Genomic DNA, 23,088 nt, shown 5'->3' on the forward strand with positions numbered 1-23,088 from the left:
TGGGGGGACTGGATGACCGAGACGGCCGAGAGCGACGATCTTGGGCGGCGCCGGGTGCGGGTTCGGGAGCGGGAACTGCTTCTGGCGTTCGAGCAGTGGGGGCCGGCCTATCAGAACGTGGCGGGTGACGCGCTGCGTTACGTGTTCGAGATCGCTGAGGCGACCGAGGCCGAGCAGAGTTGGCTGCGGGAGCACGTCGCGCGCAACGGTGGGGTGCCGAAGACGGCCCGGACCGCTGAGGAGTTGCGTGCGCTGGGCGGTCAGGCCAATGCCGCGGCCGGCGCGGCCTTCCTTGCCGGGGAGTACGACCGGGCGCGCGACCTGATCGACGACGCGCGGGCCTACGGGACGCTGTTCGACGGCGAGTGGGTGCGGTTGCACCGGTTCATCGCTGCCCGCTCGGCCGGCCAGGAAGCCGTCCGTTCGGCGGCAGGCACGGGCACCAGCCGCCCGGACAGCAACGAGCCGGCCCGAGCGGACAGCGCGGAGCCGGCCCGAGCGGACAGCGCGGAGCCCGCCCGAGCGGACAGCAAGGAGACGGCCCGCTCGGGCAGCAAGGAGACCACCCCCGTAGTCACGCCGGCCGAGCCGCCTGCTCCGGCGAGCGCGACCTAGCCGCGGGCCTGCGCGGGAGGAGGTTACCGCGCAGCCCCGCGGGGTAGTCGCAGGTCGACTCTTCAGTCCGCGAAGGAGCGAGATGGCCTGGATCGACGAAATTCGGCAGCGTGCGCAGACACGGCTCCGTCAGGCGGCCGGTGGCGACCGCACCCCGCCGTTCGTCGCCGACTCGCCGGTGGTGATGGTGGACGCGTCGCCCAAGATCGAGGACGGCCTGCCCCGCGCGGTCCGGGTGGCCGGGGCGTGGTCCTGGCGGATCATCCTGTTCGTCGCCGCGGTCTACGTGCTGTTGCGGGTGGTCAGCCTGCTGCGGGTGGTGATCATCCCGGTGGCGGTGGCGGTCCTGCTCGCGGCCCTGTTCCAGCCGGTGACCGCCTGGCTGCGGGCCCGGGGCATGAACAAGTCGTTCGCCGCCGCGCTCGTCGAGGTCGGCTCGCTGGTGGTGGTGCTGGGCGGGCTGGGTCTGATCGTCAACACCTTCGTCAGTGAGTTCGGCACGCTCAGCACCCAGGTCGGCGACGGTCTGCAGGAGGTGCAGAACTGGCTCTCCCGGGGGCCGCTGCACGTCTCCCAGGACCAGGTCAGTGATCTGATCACCCAGCTGCGCGAGTCGATCACCTCCTCCTCCAACCGCGGGGCCCTCACCAGCGGCGCCCTGACCACCGCCACGACGGTCGGCGAGCTCGGGGCCGGCTTCTTCCTGACCCTGTTCACGCTGTTCTTCTTCCTGCGTGACGGCGGCGACATCTGGCGCTTCCTGTGCCGGCTGCTGCCCAGCGGGGCCCGCGTGCCGACCGCCCGCGCCGGCCACTACTCGTGGCACACGCTGGTCGCCTACGTGCACGCCACGGTGTTCGTCGCGTTCGTCGACGCGATCGGCATCGGCGCCGGGTTGTTCATCCTGCGCGTACCCCTCGCCCTGCCGCTCGCGGCGCTGGTGTTCCTCGGCGCGTTCATCCCGGTGGTCGGCGCGACCGTGACCGGCGCGGTCGCCGTGCTCGTCGCGCTGGTCACGGTCGGCCCGGTCAAGGCGCTGATCGTGCTCGGCATCGTGATCGCCGTGCAGCAACTCGAGGGCCACGTGCTCCAGCCGCTGATCATGGGCCGCGCGGTGGCGCTGCACCCGCTGGCGGTGATCCTCGCGATCGCCTCCGGGGTGGTGCTGGCGGGCATCGTCGGCGGTCTGGTGGCCGTCCCGATCCTGGCCGTGCTCAACACCGCGATCCGCTATCTGGTCAGTCATCCGGAGGGGCAGCCCACCGCCGACCGGGAACCGCCCGGCACCAGGCCGACGGACGACGACGAGGCCGAGCGCGAGGAGGCCGAGGACCGGCTCGAGGACGCGCGCGACCCGCACGACCCGCCGTCCGACGACACGTCGCTCGCCCCGGTGGGACCGGCCCGGGCCGGCTCGGCGGCTCAGCCCGGCGGGACGGCCACCGCGCCGGTTCAGCCCGGTGGGTCGGGCGCCGCGCCGGCTCAGCCTTCCGCGCGGGACGCCTGAACGGCCTCGGCGACCGTCTCGTGCAGGGACATCAGCCGGTCGAAGTTGACCACGTCGAGGATCGCCCGGACGGCGGGTCGGGCGGCGGCCAGCCGTAACGACCCGCCGCGGGCGGCCGCCTCCCGGTCGAGCCGGACGAACAGGCTGAGGCCGCCCGAGTCGCAGAAGGTGACCTCGGTCAGGTCGATGATCAGGCGGTCGGCGCCCCGGCCGAAGGCCGCCGTCGCGGCCTCGTGCAGGACCGTCTGGCTGTCCCGGTCGATCTCGCCGGCCGGGCACAGCAGGACGGTGGACGAGGAGAGGTCCTCCACGCCGACCGTGAGGATCCGCTCGTCCGTCATTCCCGTTCTCCGCTCGTCGGCACTGTTCTGGTCACGGCCGCCCCGGACCATTCCAGGAGCAGCAGTGTCGCATCATCGTCGGGCTCGCCGGCCGACTGGGCCATCACCTCGTGAGCGAGTCGGCGGAGCACCTCCGGGGCCGAAAGCTCGGCGCCGGCGTGCCGCTCGGTGACCTCGATCAGGCGGTCGCGGCCGAACCGCTCCCCCGTCCCGGTGCGGGCCTCGGTGACGCCGTCGCTGTAGCACAGCAGCCGGTCGCCGGGCCGCATCACGCTCTCGCCGATCTCGGCGCCGGTGCCGCCGAGTCCCAGCGGCAGCCGCCGGCCGCCGGACAGTTCCGCGATCAGCTTCCCGGCCCGCAGGACCAGCGGCGCCGGATGGCCGGCGTTCAGATAACGCACGCGGCCGTCGGTCAGATCCAACTCGACGAGTACGGCGGTGACGAACCGGGCGTCCGGGAACTGCTCGGCCAGCGCCTCGTCGGCCGCGCGGGCCTGTTCGAGCAGCCCGTACCCGGCGCGGCGGCGGGCCCGCACCGCGGCGAGCGCCACCGAGCAGGCCAGCCCGGCCGGCAGTCCCTTGCCCGCCGCGTCGAGGATCAGCAACTGCGCGGTCTCGTCGTCGATCGCGTAGTCGAAACCGTCCCCACCCACGTCGTAGCAGGGCTGCAGGACCGCGCTCACGACGGCGTGCTCGCAGCTCGCGGTCAGCGGCGGCAGCATCCGCCACAGCATCTCCGCCGCCGTCGACATCGGCGCGGTGCGGCGCACCCGGTCGATGCTGTCGCCCCGGGCGGACGTGGTGGTGATGAGATGCCCGATCAGCCCGGCCAGCGTCTCGCAGCGGGACCCGAACTCGGGGTCGGCAGCGCCGGGGCCGGCGACCTCCAGCACCCCCAGCCGGTCGGTGCCGTTCACCATCGGCACCCACCAGCGGTCCTCGCCGTCCGCCCGCCGGGTTCGCACGAGGGTGAAGGCGCGGCCCATGGCGGTGCCGTCGATCGGGACCGGCGGCGGCACCGGACGCCCCGGCACCGGCAGCGCCCGCAGGCTCACCTGCTCGTAGTCGACCACCCAGACGGTCGTGTGCAGGCCCAGCCGGGCGGCCGCCGACTCGACGTAGGTGGTCAGCTGGTCGGGGCGCCAGAGGTGGGACTGCCGGAGAATGTCGCCGACGGCGTCGAACCACCGCGCCGTGACCGCTTCGTCCATGGTCACCACTTTAGGTGGCGTTCCGCCGGCCGGCACCGACCGGCCGGCCGGTCACGCCTCGCCCATCACGAGGCCCTCGATGGTGTGCTTCTGGGTGATCGGGGTGAGCCGGTCGACGACCGGGCAGTGCAGGTGGGCGCGCACCTGCTGCGGCAGCGCTTCCCGGTAGCCGGGGGTGACCGCCATGTCGTGCTTGTCGCCGTTGCCGGCGCCGGGCCTGCAGGTGCGGCTCCGGCCAGAACATCGCCGGTTCGCGGTTCACCGGGGCGGTGTCGCGCATCGGTGAACCCCGCGGCCCGGCCGGGCCGCGACGCCGGCGATCTCCAGCCGGCCGGTGAGCTAGGCCGGCACCAGGGCGGTCAGCTGGGACGCGTGGCCGGGCAGCTCGACGGTGGCCAGTCCGGTGAGGATCTCGCGCAGGGTCAGCGGCTTGTCGTACATGACTTTGCCGTCGGCCACCAACAGGGTGGGCACGGGGGTGTCGCGCTCGGTGTCGCTCAGGGCCGCGGCCAGCGCGCACAGGGCCTCGCCCTGCCGGCGGACGCGCTCGCGCAGACCGGCCGGGTCGCCGGCGACGGCGACGACGTGGTCCAGCGTCCAGCTGTCGTGCGACAGGCGGCTGTCGTAGTGGGGGTGCGAACCCGCCATGAGCGCGGCGGCGGCCTCGACGGCGGCGCCGGTGATCAGCGAGACATGCGCCCACACGTGGTCGGCGTCCCACTCGCCGGGCGGCGGGGCGGCCACGCCGGCCGGGGTCTCCTGCAGTGCTCGGAACGCGTCGTGGAGCGGTGCGGTGTCCATAGTTGCATCACGCTAGTGATCCCACTTGCGTGATGCAAGTGACCCGGTAGGGTGGCGGCATGCTCGGGAAGCTCTACGAAACGCAGGTGTGCTCGGCGGCCCGCACGCTCGAGATCGTCGGTGAGCGGTGGAGCCTGCTGATCGTCCGCAACGCGATGTTCGCCGGGATGACCCGCTTCACCGAGTTCCAGCGCAGCCTCGGCATCGCGCCGAACATCCTGACCAAGCGCCTCACCGAGTTCGTCGAGGCGGGGCTCTTCGAGCAGCGCCCCGGGCCGGTCTACGCGCTCACCGCCAAGGGCCGGGAGCTGCAGCCGATCATCTTGGCCCTGACCGCGTGGGGTGACCGCTGGGCCGCCCCGGACGGGCCGCCGGTGACCTACGAGCACGCCGGCTGCGGTGGCGAGGTGGTGGTCGAGGCCGCCTGCGAGCGCTGCGGGGAGCGCCCGCCGCCGCCCGGGGTCACGGCTCAGGTGGCCGGCTGGGCCAGGCGGCGGCAGGACGCCCGGCCGGTCAGCTGATCAGTTCGAGGGTGTCGATCACCCGGTTGGAGAAGCCCCACTCGTTGTCGTACCAGGCGACGACCTTGATGTGCCGGCCGTCCACGCGGGTCAGGGCCGAGTCGAAGATCGACGATGCCGGGTTGCCGACGATGTCGGAGGAGACCAGCGCGTCCTCGGAGTATTCGAGGATGCCGGCGAGCGGGCCGTCGGCGGCCACCCGATAGGCGGTCAGCACCTCGTCGCGGGTGACGTCGCGGCTGACCACGGTGTTGAGCTCGACTATCGAGCCGACCGGGATCGGCACCCGGATCGAGTCGCCGGAGAGCTTGCCGTCGAGGCGGGGCAGGACCTTGCCGATCGCCTTGGCCGCGCCGGTCGTGGTGGGGACGATGTTCACCCCGGCGGCGCGGGCCCGGCGGGCGTCGCGGTGCGGGCCGTCCTGCAGGTTCTGCTCCTGGGTGTACGCGTGCACCGTGGTCATGAAGCCGTGTTCGATGCCGGCGAGCTCGTCGAGGACGGCCGCCAGCGGGGCCAGGGCGTTCGTCGTACACGAGGCATTTGAAATGATCTTGTGGTTCTGCGGGTCGTAGGCGGCGTTGTTGACGCCGGGCGCGAGCGTCACGTCCGCGCCGTCGGACGGGGCCCCGACCAGGACCTTCCGCGCGCCCGCGTCGAGGTGGGCGCGGGCCGCCTCGGCCGCGGTGAAGCGGCCGGTCACCTCCAGCACCACGTCGATCTCCAGCCGCGCCCACGGCAGGGCGGCCGGATCGCGCTCGGCGAGCACCTTGATGCGGCGGCCGTCGACCACCAGATCGGTCCCCTCGACGGTGACCGGGCGGCCGAGCCGGCCCGCTGTCGAGTCGAAGGCGAGCAGGCGCGCCAGGGCGGCGGGTTCGGTGAGATCGTTGACGGCTACGATCTCCAGCTTGCTGTCCCGTTCGAGCAGGGCGCGAAGCACGTTGCGCCCGATGCGGCCGAATCCGTTGATGGCGATGCGTGTCATGTGCCCAGCGTTGCCGGTGTGGTACGAACCGGACAGCGGCGCGCACGCCATGGTTCGCAAGGATCTCGCCAGGCCCTCATGCCCGGCCGGACGATCTGCGGATCAACGGTCCCGGGCGAAGGTACGGCGGTATTCACTCGGCGTGGTCCCGAGGACGCGCCGGAAGTGCAGCCGCAGGTTGGCACCCGTGCCCAGCCCGACGTCGGCGGCGATCCGCTCGACCCCCAGCCCGGAGAGTTCGAGCAGCTCGCGGGCCATGTCGATGCGGGCCCGCAGCACCCACTCCATCGGGGTGTAGCCGGTGTCCTCGGCGAAGCGGCGGGAGAACGTCCGCGGCGACACCCGCGCGTGCCGGGCCAGCGCGTCGAGCGTCAGCGGCTTGCCGAGGCGGTGCAGGGCCCAGTCGCGGGTGGCCGCGAAGCGTCGGCCGAGCGGCTCGGGCACGCTGCGCGGAACGTACTGGGCCTGGCCGCCGGCCCGGTAGGGGGCGGCGACCAGCCGGCGGGCGGCGTGGTTGGCGCCGCCCACGCCGATGTCGCCGCGCAGGATGTGCAGGCACAGGTCGATCCCGGAGGCTGCGCCGGCCGAGGTGAGCACGCGGCCCTCGTCGACGAACAGCACGTTCTCGTCGACCCTGATCCCCGGGTGTTTGGCCGCCAGCCGGCGGGTGTAATGCCAGTGCGTGGTGGCCCGCTTGCCGTCGAGCAGGCCGGTGGCGGCGAGGGCGAACGCGCCCGTGGAGATCGCGGCGAGGCGGGCACCCCGGTCGTGCGCGGCGATCAGCGCGGCGACGACCTCGCGGGGCGGGTCCTCCCGGTCGGGAAACCGGTAGCCGGGGATGAAGACGATGTCGGCCCAGGTGAGCGCGTCGAGGCCGTCGGCGACGTGATAGGACAGGCCGTCGCCGCCGGTGACGAGGCCGGGTGCCGGGCCGCACACCCGGACCTCGTACGGCATGCTCGCCCTGGTCGTGAACACCTGGGCCGGGATGCCGACGTCGAGGGGTTTCGCCCCCTCCAGCACCAGCACGGCGGCGCGGTTCAGTCGGTCCACGCGGCCCAGCGTAATCAGCGGACCGGTTGCGCCGTGGGCCGGATCGGGCCAACATCGATCAATAACTATCGATGGAGGCGACGCCCGATGTGGACACTCTCCGGCTTCGCCGACGAGATCTCGCCGGACCTCACCGAGCAGTGCGAGGTGGCCACCGGCCTCGGCCTCGGCTATCTCGAGATCCGCAGCGCCTGGGACGTCAACATCCTCGACCTCTCCCCCGGGCAACTCGCGACGATGCGAAAGACGCTTTCCGGGTACGGACTGAAGGTGTCCTCGATCGGGTCGCCGATCGGGAAGATCGCCATCGCCGCGGACTTCGCGCCCCACCTCGAGCGCATGCGGCACGCCGCCGAGGTGGCACACCTGCTCGACGCCCCGTACATCCGGATCTTCTCGTTCTTCCTGCCGCCCGGCGACGATCCGGCGGCCCACCGGGCCGAGGTCCTCGACCGGATGCGGGCGCTGGCGCGGGTGGCCGAGGAGGCCGGCCGGACCCTGCTGCACGAGAACGAGAAGGGGATCTACGGCGACATCCCGGCCCGATGCCTGGATCTGGTGCGCTCGGTCGGTTCGCCCGCCCTGCGACTGGCGTGGGACCCGGCGAACTTCGTGCAGGTCGGCGTGCGGCCGTTCACCGAGGGCTACGCCCAACTGCGCCCGCACATCGAGTACGTCCAGATCAAGGACGCGCATCTGGCCGACGGCACGGTGGTGCCGGCCGGGCAGGGCGACGGCGAGGTCGCCGAGACGATCCGGGCGCTGCGGCAGGACGGTTTCGACGGCTTCTTCTCGCTCGAGCCGCATCTCGCCTCGGGCCACCCCACCGGTGGTTTCTCCGGACCGGAACTGTTCCGCACCGCCTGGCAGGCCTTCACCGGCTTGCTCCGGACCGAGGGGATCGAGTACGCGTGAACGACCGCGACTTGCGGCCGACCTTCGCCGTCGTGGGCGCCGGGGTCATCGGCGAGCACCACGCCACGGTGCTGAGTCAGCTCACCGACCGGGCCGAGCTGGTCGCGGTCGTCGACGTGGACCTCGCCAGAGCCCGGGCCCTGGCCGCCGCCCGGGGCGGAACCGCGTACCGGTCGATGGCCGAGGCGTTCGCGGCGCGGCCGATCGACGTGGTGGCGATCTGCACGCCGACCGGGCGGCACGGGGCGCCGGCGATCGAGGCGCTGCGCGCCGGCAAGCACGTCGTTCTCGAGAAGCCGGCCGAGATCGACGTGGCCCGCACCGACGAGATCATCCGGGCGCGGCAGGCGGCCGGCAAGCTCGTCACGGTCATCTCGCAGCACCGCTTCGACCCGGCGACCGAGCGGGTCCTGGCCGCGATCGAGCGCGGCGAGTTCGGACGGCTCACCTCCGGCATCGCGTCGATCGACTGGTGGCGGGGGCAGAGCTACTACGACTCGGGCGACTGGCGCGGCACCTGGGCGCTCGACGGCGGCGGCGCGCTGATGAACCAGGGAGTGCACACCGTCGACCTGCTGATCGCCGCGCTCGGCCGGCCGGTGGAGGTGTTCGCCTACACCGGCACCCTCGCCCACGAGCGCATCGAGGTCGAGGACGTGGCGGTCGGCCTGGTGCGGTTCGCCTCCGGCGCGCTCGCCGTCCTGCACGCCACCACCGCGGCCTATCCGGGTCTGAGCGCGCGGCTGCAGGTGCACGGCGACCGCGGCTCGGCGGTCATCGACAACGACGAGCTGGCGTACTTCCACGCCACCCCGGCCGACCCCACTGCGGCCGCCCCCACTGCGGCCGACCCCACCCCGGCCGGCTCCGCGGCGGCCGGCACCGCGAGCCGCGACCCGGGGCGGCTCTCCGGCGCGCACCGCCGGCAGTACCTGAACTTCCTCGGCGCCCTGGCCGGCACCGAGGACCTCCGGGTGGGCCTGGAGACGAACCGGCCGGCGATCGCGGTCATCACCGGCGCCTACGAGTCGGCCCGCACCGGCCGGCCGGTGGTGCTGGACTGAACCGGACCCGCGGGCCCGCGCTCGCGGCCGAGGCGTTCGGGTGGGCACCGGCCGCCCCCGCTGGCAGGATCGACCCATGACCGCAGCCCGCGCCGGTGGCCCCGACCGGGTCCTCACCGAGGACGAGGTGACCGAGTTCGTCGTCACCCAGCTCAGCACCCTGGCGGCCGACGGCCGCAGCGTCTGCGTGCTCGTCCCCGACGGCACCCGCACCTGTCCGTTGCCGCTGCTGATCCGGGCGGTGCACCGGGCGCTGCACGGCCGGGTGTCACGGCTGACCATCCTGATCGCCCTCGGCACCCACGGCGCCATGTCCGACGAGGCCCTGATCCGCCACCTCGGTATCCCGCCCGGCGGCTATCCCGGGACCGAGGTGCTCAACCACGAGTGGTGGAAACCGGAGACGTTCGCCGACCTCGGCACCATCCCGGCCGCGCGGATCGAGGAACTCTCCGACGGGCGGATGAGCGGCGACGTCGAGGTGCTGCTCAACCGGGCGGTCGCCGAGCACGACATCGCGCTGGTGGTGGGCCCGGTGCTGCCGCACGAGGTGGTCGGCATGTCGGGCGGCAACAAGTACTTCTTCCCCGGCGTCGGCGGCCAGAAGATCATCGACGTGTCGCACTGGCTGGGCGCGTTGATCACCTCGGCGGAGATCATCGGCACCACCGGCCTCACCCCCGTGCGGGCGCTGATCAACGACGGGGCGGCGCTGATCCCGGCCGAGAAGTACGCGTTCTCGGTGGTCACCGCGGAGACCGAGGGGGCCGCCCCGGACAGCGACAAGAGCCCGGCCCTGCACTCCATCTCGTTCGGTGACTGCATCGAGTCGTGGGCGAGCGCCGCCGAGATCAGCGCGGCCACCCACGTCACCTACCTCGACCGGCCGGTCCGCCGGGTCCTGTCGCTGATCCCGGCGATGTACGACGAGATCTGGACCGGCGCGAAGGGCTTCTACAAGGTCGAGCCGGTCGTCGCCGACGGGGGCGAGGTGATCCTCTACGCCCCGCACATCACCGAGATAGCCACCAGCCACCCGCAGATCCACGAGATCGGCTACCACTGCCGCGACTACTTCGTGCAGCAGTGGGACCGGTTCGCCGGCATCCACTGGGGCGTCCTGGCGCACTCCACCCACCTGCGCGGGGCCGGCACGTACGACGCGGCCACCGGGGCCGAACGGCTGCGGGTCGACGTCACGCTCGCCACCGGCATCCCCGAGGACGTGTGCCGCGCGGTCAACCTGGGCTACCGGGATCCGGCCACTGTCGATCCGGCCGACTTCGCCGCCGACCCGGACACCCTGGTGGTGCCACGAGCCGGCGAGGTGCTCTTCCGGCTGCGCTGACCGACCGGTCACCACCAGTCGTACGGGCGGAACCGGCGGCCGCCCGTCGACGCGAACATCGGCGCACGGCCCAGGTCAGGAACCGACCCGTGACACAGAAGTTGAATTCGTCATCATCAATTCGGAGTTGACATTGCCGAGCGCCGGCCGCGCGCTTTGAAGTGACAACGAACCGACAACGGTTTCGACCCCCGAAGCTGGACACACCGGACCGAAGGACTTCTTCCGGCGCCTCCCGCACCGCCCAGCCGGTGCGATCGCAGACGGGGCTCGCAGGTGCTGGAAGGCATCGTCGCGGTCGACTGTCCCAGAGGGTGCTGATCGGCCGGTTCAGCGGTGCGGAGCGCGGGACCTTCCGCCGAGCAGGTCGCGGCGGGCGTCGCCGGAGGTGGCGGTCAGGGTCCAGCCCTTGACCGAGGAGACCAGCCGTACCTCATCGATCTTGATGGTCTGATCCGCCGGGCACGGCTGGCCCGGCGCCGGCGGCACCGACGTGCCGGAGATGCCGGCGTAGGCGCCGGTGATCCGGAAGCTGAGGCCGCCGTAACCGTCCCGGGCCACCCCGGCGGTCAGCTCGAACCGGCCGAAATCGTGGTGATGCACCACCCGGAGCCGGCGCTCGCCGCAGGCCACCGCATAGTTGTCGGCGGTCCAGAAGTCCTGACTGAAGGCCAGCCCGCCGGCCCGCTCGGCGAGGGTCGCGCTCGTCCAGCCGAACGCCTTGCGCACGTCGGCCCCGGCCACCGTGCCGGTCTGCGCGACGGGGTCGTACTTCACCGCCGCGGCGGCCGGGGCGGCGGTCAGCACCACTCCGGCGGCGACGAGCATGGCAAGGCAGCGCGAATACATCTTCCAGCCCCCGGGATAGTCGCTGTTCTGTTCCCCCCTGCCAAACGATCTTGACCCGGGTACGGTGCGCGCCCGCTCAGGCCGGGGCCGGCGACCCGGCGCGGTCCGGGCCGCCGCGAGTCCGCCCGGAAAGTCGGGCCGGGTCAGGCCGGTCAGTCGTTCCGCCGGCCGGCCGCGCACACCTTGCGCGCCGGAGAGTGGTTTTCCGCTTCGCTGGGTAGGTTCTGCGGGGTGAGTGGCTACGGGTGGCAGATCGTCCTGGTCGTGGTTCTGGTGCTCGCCAACGCGGCCTTCGCCGGCAGCGAGATGGCGCTCATCTCGCTGCGGGACAGCCAGTTGCAACGTCTCGAGCAACGCTCGCGCACCGGCCGCACCCTGGCCCGGCTGGCCCGCGACCCGAACCGGTTCCTCGCCACCATCCAGATCGGCATCACCATGGCCGGCTTCCTGGCGTCGGCGGCTGCCGCCGTGTCCCTGGCCCGGCCCCTGGTGAAACCGCTCGGCTTCCTCGGCACCGCCGCCGAGCCGGCCTCGATCGTGCTGGTCACCATCGTGCTGACGTTCTTCACCCTGGTGGTCGGCGAGCTCGCGCCGAAACGCATCGCGATGCAACGCGCCGAGGGCTGGGCGATGCTCGTGGCCCGGCCGCTGGACATGCTGGCGACTCTCTCCCGCCCGGTGGTCTGGCTTCTGGGCAAGGCAACAGATCTTGTCGTACGCCTTTTCGGCGGTGACCCGAACGCCGCCCGCGAGGAGGTGACGACCGAGGAGATCCGCGACCTGGTGACCCAGCAGCAGGAGTTCAGCCCCGAGCAGCGAACCATCATCAGCGGTGCGTTCGAGATCGCCGACCGGGTGCTCCGCGAGATCCTCGTCCCCCGCCGCGACGTGATCGTGGTCGGCGCCGACCTGCCCGCCCACGAGGCCCTGTCCATCCTGGTCGAAGGCAGCCACTCGCGGGCCCCGGTGGTCGGCCGGATGGGCCTGGACGACGTGCTGGGCATCGTGCACCTGCGCGACCTGATCGGCGCCGACGGCCCGACCCGCGGCCACATGCTGCCCCCGCTGTTCCTGCCCGACAGCCTGAAGGTCGCCGACGCGATGCGCCAGATGCGGACCCAGCGCCGCCAGCTGGCCCTGGTCGTCGACGAGCGGGGCGCCATCGCCGGCATCGTGACCATGGAGGACCTGGTCGAAGAGGTGGTCGGCGAGATCTACGACGAGACCGACCGCGACGTCCAGTCGGTGATCCACGAGCCCGACGGTGCCATGCTGCTGCCCGGCACCTTCCCGGTCCACGACCTGCCCGACATCGGCGTCGACAACGAGAGCCTGACCGGCGATTGGACCACCGTGGCCGGCCTGTTGCTGGCCCGCCTCGGCCACATCCCCACCGAACCCGGCGAGGTCGTCGCCGTCGACAGCCACAGCGCCGAAGTGACCGAAGTGACCGGCCGGGCCATCACCCAGATCCGCCTGCGTCCCACCACACCCCCCGACCCGGACGCCACCGACGGGTGACCCGCCCGGTCACGGAAAAGGCCCCACCCCCGAGCCGGCGCGTCGGGCCGGCGACAAAGGCGGTTCAGACCTGGTAGACGGCTACGGTGGCCTGCAGTTCGGCGGCGGTGCCGGCCAGTTCGGCGGCGGTCTGCTGGGTTTCGGTGGCGCCCTCGGTGACCTGGCGGGAGGCGTCGGCGACGCCGGCGATGGTGTCGGCGATGCTGGCCGAGCCGTCGGCGGCCAGCATGACGCTGCGGGAGATCTCGGCGGTGGTGGCGGTCTGCTCCTCGACGGCGGCGGCGATCGTGGTGGTGTAGTCGTTGATCGTGGCGATCACTTCGCTGATCTCGTGGATCGCGATCACCGCGGCGCTGCTCTCGCCCTGGATGGCGGACACCTGTTCGGTGATCTGCTGGGTGGCCCGCGCGGTCTCCTGGGCGAGGTCCTTGACCTCGGAGGCGACCACCGCGAAGCCCTTGCCGGCGTCACCGGCTCGGGCCGCCTCGATGGTGGCGTTCAGGGCCAGCAGGTTGGTCTGCTCGGCGATCGCGGTGATCAGGGCGACCACCGAGCCGATCTGGGCCGAGGCCTCGCCGAGCCGGCCGACGCTGGCGTTCGTCGTCTCGGCCGCCCGGGCGGCGCCGGCCGCGACGCCGGCCGCCTCGTTGGCGTTGTCGGAGATCTCCCGGATCGAGATGCCCATCTCGTCGGCGCCGGCCGCGACCGTGCCGACGCTGCGCGACACCTGACCGGCCGCTTCGGACACCGTGCTGACCTGGGCCGAGGTTTCCTCGGCGGAGGCCGAGAGTTCCAGTGACACGGCCGACAGCTCCTCGGACGCCGAGGCCAGCAGGGTCGAGCTGGTGTTGATCCGGCCGACCATGCCGGCCATCGCGGCGGCGGTCTCGTTGAGTGTCGCCGACATGACGCCGACCTCGTCGGCGCTGTCCACTTGCACCCGCGCGGTCAGGTCACCCTGGGCGATGCGGCCGAGCGCGGTGACGCACCGCGACAGCGGCCGGACGATCAGGCGGGCGGTGCCGGCCGCCAGTGCCAGGCCGAGCACGGCGCCGAGGACGAGCAGCGCGATGACCCACCACTTGGTGGATTGGTAACGGGATTCGGCGGTGGCCTTCTCGGCCGCACCGGCCTGCACGGTGAGGTCGGCGAGGCTGGTCAGGTCGGCCCGGAGCGCTTTCATGACGGTGGCCAGGTCGCCGTCGCGGAGCGTCGTCAGCTCGGCCCGCCGGCCCGCCGCCGCGATGGGGAGCAACTTGCTTGCCGTCAGGTCGGCGTACTGGGTCCAGCTTGTCCGGAACGAGGTGAGGGCCGCTTCGGCCTCGGTTCCGATCGGGAACTGCTGGTAGGCCGTTGCGTATCCGGCGACCTGGCCTTCGGCGGTGGTGATCGACGACTGGGCGGTGGTGCGGCCGGCCGCGTCGTCGGCGAGCAGGTAGGCGTCCATGGCGAGCCAGGTGCGGTTGACCGCGGCCCGCAGGTTGCCGACGGTGTTGAGCTCCTGGTTCATCTGGAAGCCGATGCCGACCTGCGCGTTGGTCGCGGACAGCCGGTTCAGCGCGTACAGCCCGTTGCCGATCCCGAACAGCGCCACGATCCCGACCGCAGCCATGATCTTGGTGCCGACCCGTCGGTCGGCGAGCATTCGCCGCCCTCGCTCACCCATCGGCCCAGCGTGCGGCCGATGGTGAGAAATCGGGACCTGTCTAGAACAGCATCGAATCAAGGCAGTTGCGCACCGCGTCGACCGAACGGCCGGAACAAATTGGACGCGAGTGCGGATGCACGTGCATATGCGCGTGTGCGAGCATGACGGAGGGATGCATCAGGCATCTCGACAAGGAGGATCCGGACGTGGACGAGCCACTGCGGAACGTGTGGGTCTTCGCCGAGTCCGACTACCAGTTCGGCGTCGGCCCGCTCCACATGATCGTCGATCAGGTCGACTGGTCCCGGCCGCGCACGCACGAGGGCCAGATCTGGATCGACGTGCACGGCACCGAGGTGAGCGAGGACGGCCGGGTCATCGGCCCGCGCCAGACCGCGGTGCGAGCCGGCCGGTTGCGCGGCTAGTTGCTGTAGATCCGGGTCGCGTCGAGCAGGACCACCGTGCGTCGCTGCTCGACCATGACCCGGTCGTACTCGTCCCAGTCGTCGTGGGACCCGCCGGCCGCGGTGAAGACCTCGCGCAGCAGCAGGCGCAGGCGCTCGGCGTCGAAGCCGTCGGCCGGATCGTCCGGCCCGATCAGCCGGGCGGTGCCCTCGATCGCCGCCCACTCCCAGCCGGAGCGCACCGCGACCGTCACCTGCGGACGCGCTCGCAGGTTGGCCAGCTTCACCCGGCCGTAGGTCACGAACCCCAGAAGACGATCGCTGGTGTACGGGTCGGCCAGCACCCCCGCGTTGACCAGGGATGCCTGGATCGTGTCGTCCGCGCGCAGGGTCGAGACGACGACCAGGCCCTGCTCCTTGGCCGCCAGTTCGGCGAACCGGTCGAGCGTCGCTGTACTCACCCCCGCAGCCTACCGGCGTGCCCGGCCGGCTCGGCTAGACCGAGGCCGTCTCCAGTGGCGCCGGGGCGGCCCGGGAGCGGTCGGGCGGGCGGTGCCACTGGACCCGCCAGCCGGGGCGCAGCACCGCCACCAGGTAGGCGAAGCTGCAGCACCACAGCGACGTGGTCAGGCCGGCCGCGGACAGCATCGCGGCCCCGGCCAGGCCCCCGAACGGGATGCCGGACCAGGCCCAGGCGGTGATCAGCGTGTTCACCCGGCCGTGCAGGGCGACCGGGACACGTTCGTACGTCAAGGCGCTGATGATGGGGTTGACCAGGCCGGAGCCGAGGCCGGCGACGGCGAAGACGGCGAGCACCACCGGCGCGGGCGCCCCGCAGGCCAGGACGACCAGGCGGGAGACGCCGCTGATGGTGAACCCGATGAGGTAGGTGTGCCGGCGCGGCAGCTTGTTGCCGATCCACGCCGCCAGCAGCGCGGTGCCGACCGACGCGGTGGCGAACGCGCTGATCGCCAGGCCGACCAGTTCCGCCCCGAGGCCGTGGTCGCGGGCCCACACCGGCAGCAGCACCGTCAGGAACGCCTGGTCGATGAAGTTGCTGGCGACGATCATCGCGACGATGGCTCGCAGCGAGGTGTCGGAATGCAGGAAGGCGGCGCCCTCGCGCAGCTGCTTGACATAGCCGCCGTCGGCGATCTGCCGGCGGCGGTGCGCGGTGATGCCGAGGCCGGTGAGCGACGCCAGCGCGAACAGGACGGCGGCCAGCCGCAGCGCGCCGTGCACGCCCTGGGTGGCGATGAGCAGGCCGCCGAGGGCCGGTCCGGCGGCGGTGGCGGCCCGCTCGACGGCGGTGGTGATGCCGGTGCCGCGTTCCAGCGGCTGGCCGGCGGCGCGGGTGGCGGCCGGGACGAGGACGGCCTTGGCCGCGTTGGCCGGGCCGTCGGCCGCCCCGACCACCATCGCGATCGCGGCCACCAGCCACAACGGCGGGGTGCCGGACATGGCGAGGGCGGCGACCGCGATCGCCGACACGAAGTCGCCGGCGGCGCTGACGTGGCGGGCGCTGACCCGGTCGAGCAGCGGCCCGCTCAGCGCCTGCACGATGACGAACGGTACGACCTGGCAGGTGGCGATAAGGCCGGTCTGGGTGGGGCTGCCGGTCGAGGTGAGGACCAGCCAGGGCAGGGTGACCAGCAGAATCCGGTTGGCGGTGAGGGCGCTTCCCTGGGCGAGTAGCAAACCGGTCAGCGGCCCGAACATCCGGGCAGGGGACATCACGGTCACCGAACCTCCTCGGGGGTGACGAATGTCTGTCGAGAATTCGGTGTAACGCCCCGTCACTCAACCGTGGTTAGACAGGTTGGCAGATTTCACTCGATCGGGTGGCTCCGTAAGCGTTTTAGCCGAGCCGGAGATCGACAAGCGGTTATAGATCCACTACTCAAAGTAATGTCCGCTCGGTTGCCCGGAAGGTGCCCCAGCGGTCGGCAAAAGTTGCACTCAGTCGATGCGCCGGCGGGCCGATTCAATCATCGTGGCCGAGGGGAAACGGCCCGCGACGATCGAGGGGGATGCGTGCGCACGGTTTCGTGGTGGAACGAGTTCGAGCAGAACTGCGAGCGGTTCGACGCCGCGTCGGTGGCCGAGGCCCTCGCCGACGTGATCATCCCGCGGATCCCGTCGCTGCTGCTGCGCCGCGAGGCCCAGACCGCCGCCGACACCCTGCTCCGGCACCTCAACCGGCCGGCGAGCCCGGCCGCGGCCGAGGCGGCCGCCCTGGCCACGGTGCGACTGGCGGCCACGGTCGCGCGGCTCGACGAACGCGCGCTGGGCAACGATGCCGGCACCACCGAGGTGTCCGCGCTGTGCCACGTCATGCAGGGCGAATATGCCCTCGCCGCGGTCACGATCGCGCCGATCACCGGCACCGCGCCGCTGCTCAAGGCGTTCGTGTCGGCGCTGCGCCTGGACTCCTTCGGGGCCGACCTGGCCCTGCGCCTGCTCACCGGTGGCAACCCGCCCGCCGTCGCGGTGCGGGCGGGCGAGAAGCTCGGCCGCTACAACTGGTGGCCGGCCTGGCTGCGGGAGATCGTCACCGAGCGGGTGCTGGCCGGCACCCTGTGCGGCGACACCATCGCCGCCCTCAAGCAGTGCGCCTTCGCCGGCCTGACCCCGACCCAGGCCCGGATGGCCAAGCGCCTGTTCGCCGCCGAGCCGACTCTGGTCGAGACGACCGCGTCGCGCCTCGAGTCGCTGGGCGAGCACCCGGCCGCCGCCCTGCTGCGCCGGGGCGACGTCCGCACGGTGGCCTTCGCCGCCCGCCTCATCCCGGTCTAGCCCCGGCCAGCGCCTTGATCAGGGGCAGGAAGACGTCGTCGAGGATCTCGGCGAACAGCTTCTCGGTGTCCACCTCGTCGATCGACGACCACGCCCGCGCGCTGCGCAGGGCCTCGTAGCGGAGCAGGTCCAGGGGCAGGTTGACGACCCGGTCGGGCAGATCGGCGTGGGTCAGCTCGCCCCTGGCCACGGCGTTGTGCAGGATCTCGGCCAGGAAGCCGGGCAGCGTCGAGAAGAGCACCGCGACCCCGATCGCAGCAGGTGGGCGGCTCGTTCGGCACCGCGATCCTGGCCGTGGTGCTCCAGCGCGGGCTGGTCACGCACGCCGCCGCCCCGGCGACGGCCTTCGACCACGCGTTCCGGTGGGCGGTGGTGCTGACGCTGCCGGCGCTGGTCGCGGCGTTCTTCGTGCCGGGCCGGCGACCCGCCGCCGTCGACGCCGGGTCAGGCTCGGGCACCCCCGTCCACGCGTAGGACGACCCCGTTGACGAACGACGCGCGCTCGCTCAGCAACCACAGGGCGGCCTCGGCGATCTCCGCCGGCTCGGCCTGCCGCCCGAGCGGCGTCGCCGCGATCAGGCGCTGCACCAGTCCGGGCGAGGCGGCGGCCCACTCCTCGATCATTTCGGTCCGGGTATTGCCCGGCGCGACGGCGTTGACCCGGATGTTCTCCGGCCCGTACGTGATGGCGGCCGACTCGGTGAGGCTGTTGACCGCCCGCTTCATCGCCCCGTAGGCCGGCAGCACCGGGTTGCCGGTCAGGCTCCCGACGCTGGAGTTGTTGACGATCGCCCCCGAGCCGGCGGTCGCCCGGATCGCCGCCACCTCGGCCGCCATCGCCGCCCACACCCCCCGCAGATTCACCTCGTAGAGCAGGTCGAAGTCGGCCCGGGTGACCTGGTCGACGGGGGCGGGCGGGGTGTTGGTGCCGCCGTTGTTGAACGCCACGTCGAGCCGCCCGAACCGCCGCACCGTCCGGTCGACGGCGGCCCGCACGCTGTCCGGATCACCGAGATCGCAGACCACGTAGCCGGCCTCGCCACCGGCCGCCCGGATCTGTTCGGTGACCGCCTCGAGCTGATCCTCGGTGCGCGCGGCCAGCATCACCCGAGCACCCTGGCGGGCGAACAGCCGAGCCGACGCGGCCCCGATCCCCCGGCCCGCCCCGCTGACGAAGGCGACCTTGTCCGCAAGCTGCAATGTCATAGGAAAATCCTGCTCAGGGCGGCGCCGGCCAACCAGGTACCGGCGGTCCCTGGCTGAGCGAGCACCGGGCGGGCAGACTCGACACGTGGACCGACGGGAACTGGCCGACTTCCTGCGCAGCCGGCGCGAGCGCAGCACACCCGCCGCGGCCGGCCTGCCGGCGGGACGCCGCCGCCGCACCCCGGGCCTGCGCCGCGAGGAGGTGGCGCAGCTGGCGTTCATCTCGACGGAGTACTACGCCCGGCTCGAGCAGGCCCGCGCCCCACGCCCGTCCCGCGAGGTCCTCGCCGGTCTGGCCCGCGCGCTGCGCCTGACCGACGCCGAACGCGATCACCTGCACCACCTGGCCGGCGAGCCACCGGCCCCGGCCGCCGGCCCGTCCCGCCTCGTCCGGCCGAGCATCCTCGACCTGATCACCCGGCTGCCCCAGGCCGCCGCCACGGTGATCTCGGCGAGCTTCGAGGTGATCGCCTGGAACGACCTGGCCGCCGCCCTGATGGAGGACTTCGCCGCCGTCCCCCGCCGGGAGCGCAACCTCGTCCGGCGCGCCTTCCTCGGCCCCGACCTCTACGGCGTGTCCGACGCCGACCACTTCGCCCGCACCGCCGCCCACCGCCTGCGGGCCACCGCCGCCCGCTACCCCGCCGACCCCGAGCTGGCCGACCTGATCGGCGAACTGCTCGCCGGCAGCGAACTCTTCCGCACCCTCTGGGCCTCGCACGACGTCACCGACTCGTTCGTCCTGACCAAGACCTTCCACCACCCGCTGGCCGGCCCCATCACGCTGAACTGCGACGTGCTCGACATCGCCGACCGCGACCAGCGCCTGGTCATCTACACGGCCACGCCCGGCTCCCCGTCCGCCGAGGCCCTGCACCTGCTGTCAGCGCTCGGCACCCAGCCTCCCCCGTCCCCCGCCCCGTCCCCGGCCGCTCCCCCGGCCCCGGCTCCCCCGGCCCCGGCCTTGGCGCGGATCGGCCGGTAGGGCGTGCGGGTGCTCGGGGTGGACGCGTGCAAAAGAGGCTGGGTCGGCGTGGTCCTCGACAACGGCGAGGTGACCGTGCGCATCGCCGGCTCGGTCGCGGCCCTGGTCGCCGACGCCGGCCCGCTCACGGTGCTCGGCATCGACATCCCGATCGGCCTGCCCGACACCGGACGCCGCACGGCCGACGTGCTGGCCCACCGGCAGGCCGGCCCGCGCCGCTCGTCGGTGTTCATGACCCCGGTGCGCGCGGCCCTGCACGCCGACACCCACGCCGCCGCCGTCGAGGTGAACCGGCGAGAGGCCGGCGAGGGGATCTCCGCCCAGGTGTACGGCCTGCGCACGAAGATCCTGGAAGTGGACCACTGGCTCCGGCAGACCCGACCACCGGGTGGTGGAAGTGCACCCGGAACTGTCCTTCGCCGCCCTCGCCGGCGCCCCCCTGCCCGACTCGAAGCGCACCTGGTCCGGCGTCCACCACCGCCGCCGCCTGCTCGCCGAGGCCGGCATCCACCTCCCCGACGACCTGGGCACCCCGGGCCGCCAAGCCGCCGTCGACGACATCCTCGACGCCGCCGCCGCGGCCTGGAGCGCGCTTCGCGTCGCCAACGGCACAGCCACCTCCCTTCCCTGCCCACCCGAAGCCCACGCCGACGGCTGGCCCGCCGCCATCTGGACCTGACCCGGGCCCGCGGCTCGTGAAGCTCCCGGCTGGTGGGAGCCGTGACCAGCATGCGGGAGCGGCGCCCGCCTGACTGGAGCACCCCCGAGGAGCGGCCTCAACCCCCGCGTCGCCGCCGAGTTCCTGGAAGGAGCCGTGGTGCAGGCAGGAGGTGGCGACGGCGCTCTGTCTGGACGCCTCCCGGACCTGGCGGGCGGCGGCCCTTCCCGGCCAGGCGCTGACGGCGCGGGCGGCAAGGGCGGCGACGTTGCTGTCGGTGTCGGCCCGCGACGCCGGGCGCCGGGTACGCGGAGATCAGGTCAGGTCGGGGCGCTGCCAGGGTTCGCCCAGGACGTGGTGGTTCAGGAAGGCGACCACGGTGGCGTACCAGACTCTGGCGTTTCCGGGTTTGAGGATCCAATGGTTCTCGTCGGGGAAGTAGAGGAACTTGTGCGGGCCGGAGCCGTCGTCGGCCTGCTGCCGGGAGGCCAGGTCCCACCAGAGGCGCAGGCCCTCGCCGATCGGGACGCGGTAGTCCTTGTCGCCGTGGATGACCAGCATCGGGGTGGTGATGTCGTCGGCGAAGCGGTGCGGGGAGTTGGCGTGGCGGCGGTCGGGGGTCAGTTCGCGCGCCCAGTAGAAGGCGGCGTCCGTGGTGGACCACATCTGGTCCATCGCCCAGATCGAGGCGTGGGTGACGATCGCCTTGAAGCGGTCGGTGTGCCCGGCCACCCAGTTCGCCATGTAGCCGCCGAACGAGCCGCCCATCGCGGCGGTGCGGTCGGCGTCGATGTCGGGGCGCTGCTCGGCGGCGTCGGTCAGGGCCATCAGGTCGGTGTAGGGGGCGTTGCCCCAGTCGCCCCAGCCGCGCTTGACGAAGTCGTAGCCGTAGCCGGTGGACAGCGCCGGGTCGGGCATCAGCACGGCGTAGCCGCGGGCGGTGAGGATCCACGGGTTCCAGCGCCAGTGCCACATGTTCCAGGAGCCGAGCGGTCCACCGTGGATGTAGACCACGAGGGGGGCGGGCTCGCCGCCGGGCGGCAACGCGAGCCAGGCGCGCAGCGGGCTGCCGTCGGCGGCGGTCGCGGTGACCTCGGTCAGAGTTCCGGGGATCTGTACGGCCGGGGCCGGGCCCGGAAGCGGCTCGAACCCGCCGCGGCCGGTGGCCGGGACGCGCACCGGGGCGGGCGGGCTGTCGATCGTGCTGCGCAGGGCGTAGACCCACTGCCCGTCGGGGGCGACCCGGATGTCGCTGTAGGCCCCGTCGTCGCCGGTCAGCCGGGTGACCTCGCCGCTCACCGCGTCGACCCGCCACAGCGGCGCCCGGCCCTGATGGTCGGCGGTGAAGACGAGGGCGGTGCCGTCGGGGGTCCACCGGGCGGCGGACGGCCACCGGTCGGCGCCCTCGGTCAGGGCGCGGGCCGGTCCGCCGGCGAGCGGGATCAGCGCCAGCCGGACGTCGCCGGGGTCGTCGAGCGAGGACCGCCGGCGCATGCTCACCGCGACCTGGCGGCCGTCCGGGGAGATCAGCGGTGAGCCGTAGTCGTGGTCGGCGTCGTCGGCGAGCACCCGCCGTTCCCCCGAGGCGACGTCGACGGCGACGAGGGTGGGCCGTTCCGACCCGCCGCGCTCGGCCACCGACCAGGTCGTGACCACGGTGCGGCCGTCGGGCGCGATGTCCCACTCGGGCTCGACGGTGAGGGCCCGCCCGACGTGGCCGGTGATGTCCCGCAGGACCAGGCCGGCCTCCTCGGCGGGGTCGGCGGCCGGGTCGAGGGTGCCGGCGAGCAGGCGGGTGTGGTCGGGCCCGAGGTCGTGGTCCCAGTAGCGGACCGGGTAGGAGTCGTGCAGGATCGCCGAGACGCCCGCCTCCTTGCGCTGTCCGCGGGCCGCGCGGTCGGCCTCCGGGTCGGCCGACCCGGCGAGCAGCGCCGACCCGGCGACGATCGTGCCGGTCGCACTGATCGCCACGCCGTGCACACCGCCGGGCAGCTTGGCCAGCACCCGGGCGTCGCCGCCGCCGGCCGGCAGCAGCCAGAGCGCCGGTGTCTCGTCGTCCTCGTCGTCGCCGGGCACCGGGCGGGCCGAGGTGAACAGCAGGTCGCCGGCCGGGGTGAAGGCGGCCGCCGCCTCGCCCCGGACGCCGCGGGTCAGCCGCCGCGCCGGGCGTGCACCGGCCGGATCGACCTCCCACAGGGCGGTCGCGTAGCGGGCGTTCTCCCGGTCGGGCGTGCCCACGCCGACGATCAGGCGCCGGCCGTCCGGTGACAGCCACAGCCCGGCCGGCCGGGGGAGGCGGACGAACGCGTCGAGATCGAGGAAGGGGTCGCCGCTCATCGGCCTTTTCTACCACCGGACGCGGCAGATTTTCGCCCCGCCCGGTGGCGGCCGGGGACCGTCGACGGCGTTTGAGTGACGCGCCGCGGGGGATCAGGACGGCATGACGTCGACGATCACCCCGTACGAGGACGGCCCGCTGATCATCCGCGGGGATTTCGAGCTGCGCGGACCGGACGGCGAGCTGATCGAGCCGGGCCGGGCCACGGTCGCGCTGTGCCGGTGCGGCCGGTCGGCGGTCAAACCGTTCTGCGACGGCACCCACAAGGTCGCCAAGTTCAAGGCGGGCACCGGCCGGGACACCCCGGCCCCGCGCTGATCAG

At 72.9% G+C, this 23,088-nt stretch carries 25 protein-coding genes and 1 pseudogene; 13 read left to right on the top strand and 13 right to left on the bottom strand.

Features of this window, described 5'->3' with window-relative positions; all coding sequences use genetic code 11:
* The first annotated feature begins 12 nt into the window (after positions 1-12).
* Both Afe05nite_RS11465 and Afe05nite_RS11470 read left to right on the top strand, forming a co-directional pair.
* Positions 13-615: a hypothetical protein gene (locus Afe05nite_RS11465; RefSeq protein ID WP_203817002.1), complete on the top strand. Its 603-nt coding sequence runs from the start codon at positions 13-15 to the stop codon at positions 613-615.
* A gap of 82 nt (positions 616-697) precedes the next feature.
* Complete coding sequence (locus Afe05nite_RS11470; protein ID WP_203817003.1) at positions 698-2,122, top strand: AI-2E family transporter; 1,425 nt, start codon at positions 698-700, stop codon at positions 2,120-2,122.
* Here the strand turns inward: Afe05nite_RS11470 and Afe05nite_RS11475 are convergent.
* The 4 genes from Afe05nite_RS11475 to Afe05nite_RS11490 all read right to left on the bottom strand — a co-directional run bounded on the left by Afe05nite_RS11475 (position 2,098) and on the right by Afe05nite_RS11490 (position 4,475).
* The gene (locus tag Afe05nite_RS11475; protein ID WP_203817004.1) at positions 2,098-2,463 is read right to left on the bottom strand and encodes an STAS domain-containing protein; all 366 of its coding nucleotides are present in this window, start codon (positions 2,461-2,463) and stop codon (positions 2,098-2,100) included. The genes Afe05nite_RS11470 and Afe05nite_RS11475 overlap by 25 nt on opposite strands.
* Entirely contained in the window at positions 2,460-3,674 is a 1,215-nt protein-coding gene (locus Afe05nite_RS11480; protein ID WP_203817005.1) for a PP2C family protein-serine/threonine phosphatase, read from the bottom strand. Before Afe05nite_RS11480 ends, Afe05nite_RS11475 begins: the two co-directional genes overlap by 4 nt.
* A gap of 51 nt (positions 3,675-3,725) precedes the next feature.
* The gene (locus Afe05nite_RS44510; protein ID WP_275407462.1) at positions 3,726-3,860 is read right to left on the bottom strand and encodes a hypothetical protein; all 135 of its coding nucleotides are present in this window, start codon (positions 3,858-3,860) and stop codon (positions 3,726-3,728) included.
* A gap of 153 nt (positions 3,861-4,013) precedes the next feature.
* The gene (locus Afe05nite_RS11490; protein ID WP_203817006.1) at positions 4,014-4,475 is read right to left on the bottom strand and encodes a hypothetical protein; all 462 of its coding nucleotides are present in this window, start codon (positions 4,473-4,475) and stop codon (positions 4,014-4,016) included.
* A 59-nt stretch (positions 4,476-4,534) separates the two neighbouring features.
* On the opposite strand from Afe05nite_RS11490, the gene Afe05nite_RS11495 reads away from it, so the two are divergent.
* Entirely contained in the window at positions 4,535-4,996 is a 462-nt protein-coding gene (locus Afe05nite_RS11495; RefSeq protein ID WP_203817007.1) for a winged helix-turn-helix transcriptional regulator, read from the top strand.
* Here the strand turns inward: Afe05nite_RS11495 and gap are convergent.
* Together gap and Afe05nite_RS11505 are read right to left on the bottom strand one after the other, a co-directional pair.
* Complete coding sequence (gene gap, locus Afe05nite_RS11500) at positions 4,989-5,981, bottom strand: type I glyceraldehyde-3-phosphate dehydrogenase (protein WP_203817008.1); 993 nt, start codon at positions 5,979-5,981, stop codon at positions 4,989-4,991. The two genes, Afe05nite_RS11495 and gap, sit on opposite strands and share 8 nt — an antisense overlap.
* A 102-nt stretch (positions 5,982-6,083) precedes the next feature.
* The gene (locus Afe05nite_RS11505) at positions 6,084-7,034 is read right to left on the bottom strand and encodes a GlxA family transcriptional regulator (RefSeq protein WP_239117732.1); all 951 of its coding nucleotides are present in this window, start codon (positions 7,032-7,034) and stop codon (positions 6,084-6,086) included.
* An 87-nt stretch (positions 7,035-7,121) separates the two neighbouring features.
* Here Afe05nite_RS11505 and Afe05nite_RS11510 point away from each other — a divergent pair, with 87 nt between their 5' ends.
* The 3 genes from Afe05nite_RS11510 to Afe05nite_RS11520 all read left to right on the top strand — a co-directional run bounded on the left by Afe05nite_RS11510 (position 7,122) and on the right by Afe05nite_RS11520 (position 10,361).
* Positions 7,122-7,949 carry a sugar phosphate isomerase/epimerase family protein gene (locus Afe05nite_RS11510; protein ID WP_203817009.1) on the top strand — a complete coding sequence of 276 codons (828 nt, stop codon included), beginning with the start codon at positions 7,122-7,124 and terminating at the stop codon, positions 7,947-7,949.
* Positions 7,946-9,013, top strand: a complete 1,068-nt coding sequence (locus tag Afe05nite_RS11515) for a Gfo/Idh/MocA family protein (protein ID WP_239117733.1) — start codon at positions 7,946-7,948, stop codon at positions 9,011-9,013. Before Afe05nite_RS11510 ends, Afe05nite_RS11515 begins: the two co-directional genes overlap by 4 nt.
* Before the next feature lie 76 nt (positions 9,014-9,089).
* Positions 9,090-10,361 (top strand): lactate racemase domain-containing protein, encoded by a 1,272-nt coding sequence (locus Afe05nite_RS11520; RefSeq protein WP_203817010.1) that lies wholly within the window; start codon positions 9,090-9,092, stop codon positions 10,359-10,361.
* Positions 10,362-10,691: 330 nt separating this feature from the next.
* Here the strand turns inward: Afe05nite_RS11520 and Afe05nite_RS11525 are convergent, their stop codons facing one another.
* Positions 10,692-11,210, bottom strand: a complete 519-nt coding sequence (locus tag Afe05nite_RS11525; RefSeq protein ID WP_203817011.1) for a hypothetical protein — start codon at positions 11,208-11,210, stop codon at positions 10,692-10,694.
* A gap of 231 nt (positions 11,211-11,441) precedes the next feature.
* On the opposite strand from Afe05nite_RS11525, the gene Afe05nite_RS11530 reads away from it, so the two are divergent.
* On the top strand, positions 11,442-12,731 hold the full coding sequence (locus tag Afe05nite_RS11530; RefSeq protein WP_203817012.1) for a hemolysin family protein: 1,290 nt from the start codon (positions 11,442-11,444) through the stop codon (positions 12,729-12,731).
* Positions 12,732-12,795: 64 nt separating this feature from the next.
* Here the strand turns inward: Afe05nite_RS11530 and Afe05nite_RS11535 are convergent, their stop codons facing one another.
* Entirely contained in the window at positions 12,796-14,376 is a 1,581-nt protein-coding gene (locus Afe05nite_RS11535; protein WP_203817013.1) for a methyl-accepting chemotaxis protein, read from the bottom strand.
* Between the two features lie 209 nt (positions 14,377-14,585).
* On the opposite strand from Afe05nite_RS11535, the gene Afe05nite_RS11540 reads away from it, so the two are divergent.
* Positions 14,586-14,804: a hypothetical protein gene (locus Afe05nite_RS11540; RefSeq protein ID WP_203817014.1), complete on the top strand. Its 219-nt coding sequence runs from the start codon at positions 14,586-14,588 to the stop codon at positions 14,802-14,804.
* On the opposite strand, the gene Afe05nite_RS11545 is transcribed toward Afe05nite_RS11540, so the two are convergent.
* Positions 14,801-15,244 (bottom strand): TIGR03618 family F420-dependent PPOX class oxidoreductase, encoded by a 444-nt coding sequence (locus Afe05nite_RS11545; RefSeq protein WP_203817015.1) that lies wholly within the window; start codon positions 15,242-15,244, stop codon positions 14,801-14,803. The two genes, Afe05nite_RS11540 and Afe05nite_RS11545, sit on opposite strands and share 4 nt — an antisense overlap.
* A gap of 34 nt (positions 15,245-15,278) precedes the next feature.
* Positions 15,279-16,517: an MFS transporter gene (locus Afe05nite_RS11550; protein WP_239117769.1), complete on the bottom strand. Its 1,239-nt coding sequence runs from the start codon at positions 16,515-16,517 to the stop codon at positions 15,279-15,281.
* A 300-nt stretch (positions 16,518-16,817) separates the two neighbouring features.
* Between Afe05nite_RS11550 and Afe05nite_RS11555 the strand changes: the two genes are divergently transcribed.
* Complete coding sequence (locus Afe05nite_RS11555; RefSeq protein ID WP_203817016.1) at positions 16,818-17,579, top strand: hypothetical protein; 762 nt, start codon at positions 16,818-16,820, stop codon at positions 17,577-17,579.
* Here the strand turns inward: Afe05nite_RS11555 and Afe05nite_RS11560 are convergent.
* Positions 17,566-17,820, bottom strand: a complete 255-nt coding sequence (locus Afe05nite_RS11560; RefSeq protein ID WP_203817017.1) for a hypothetical protein — start codon at positions 17,818-17,820, stop codon at positions 17,566-17,568. The two genes, Afe05nite_RS11555 and Afe05nite_RS11560, sit on opposite strands and share 14 nt — an antisense overlap.
* A gap of 20 nt (positions 17,821-17,840) precedes the next feature.
* On the opposite strand from Afe05nite_RS11560, the gene Afe05nite_RS11565 reads away from it, so the two are divergent.
* Positions 17,841-18,053 carry a hypothetical protein gene (locus tag Afe05nite_RS11565; protein WP_203817018.1) on the top strand — a complete coding sequence of 71 codons (213 nt, stop codon included), beginning with the start codon at positions 17,841-17,843 and terminating at the stop codon, positions 18,051-18,053.
* On the opposite strand, the gene Afe05nite_RS11570 is transcribed toward Afe05nite_RS11565, so the two are convergent.
* The gene (locus Afe05nite_RS11570; protein WP_203817019.1) at positions 18,024-18,785 is read right to left on the bottom strand and encodes an SDR family NAD(P)-dependent oxidoreductase; all 762 of its coding nucleotides are present in this window, start codon (positions 18,783-18,785) and stop codon (positions 18,024-18,026) included. The genes Afe05nite_RS11565 and Afe05nite_RS11570 overlap by 30 nt on opposite strands.
* 85 nt (positions 18,786-18,870) lie before the next feature.
* Between Afe05nite_RS11570 and Afe05nite_RS11575 the strand changes: the two genes are divergently transcribed.
* Positions 18,871-19,770, top strand: coding sequence for a helix-turn-helix transcriptional regulator (locus Afe05nite_RS11575; protein ID WP_203817020.1), 900 nt, complete (start codon positions 18,871-18,873; stop codon positions 19,768-19,770).
* A 75-nt stretch (positions 19,771-19,845) separates the two neighbouring features.
* Positions 19,846-20,449 (top strand): annotated as a pseudogene (locus Afe05nite_RS11580) (DUF429 domain-containing protein).
* Between the two features lie 294 nt (positions 20,450-20,743).
* On the opposite strand, the gene Afe05nite_RS11585 reads toward Afe05nite_RS11580, so the two are convergent.
* A complete protein-coding gene (locus tag Afe05nite_RS11585) occupies positions 20,744-22,765 on the bottom strand; it encodes a S9 family peptidase (RefSeq protein WP_203817021.1) in 2,022 nt (673 codons plus the stop codon).
* Positions 22,766-22,868: 103 nt separating this feature from the next.
* On the opposite strand from Afe05nite_RS11585, the gene Afe05nite_RS11590 reads away from it, so the two are divergent.
* Entirely contained in the window at positions 22,869-23,084 is a 216-nt protein-coding gene (locus Afe05nite_RS11590; protein WP_203817022.1) for a CDGSH iron-sulfur domain-containing protein, read from the top strand.
* Positions 23,085-23,088 lie beyond the last annotated feature (4 nt).

It is taken from the genome of Paractinoplanes ferrugineus (assembly GCF_016862195.1).
Lineage (GTDB): Bacteria > Actinomycetota > Actinomycetes > Mycobacteriales > Micromonosporaceae > Actinoplanes > Actinoplanes ferrugineus.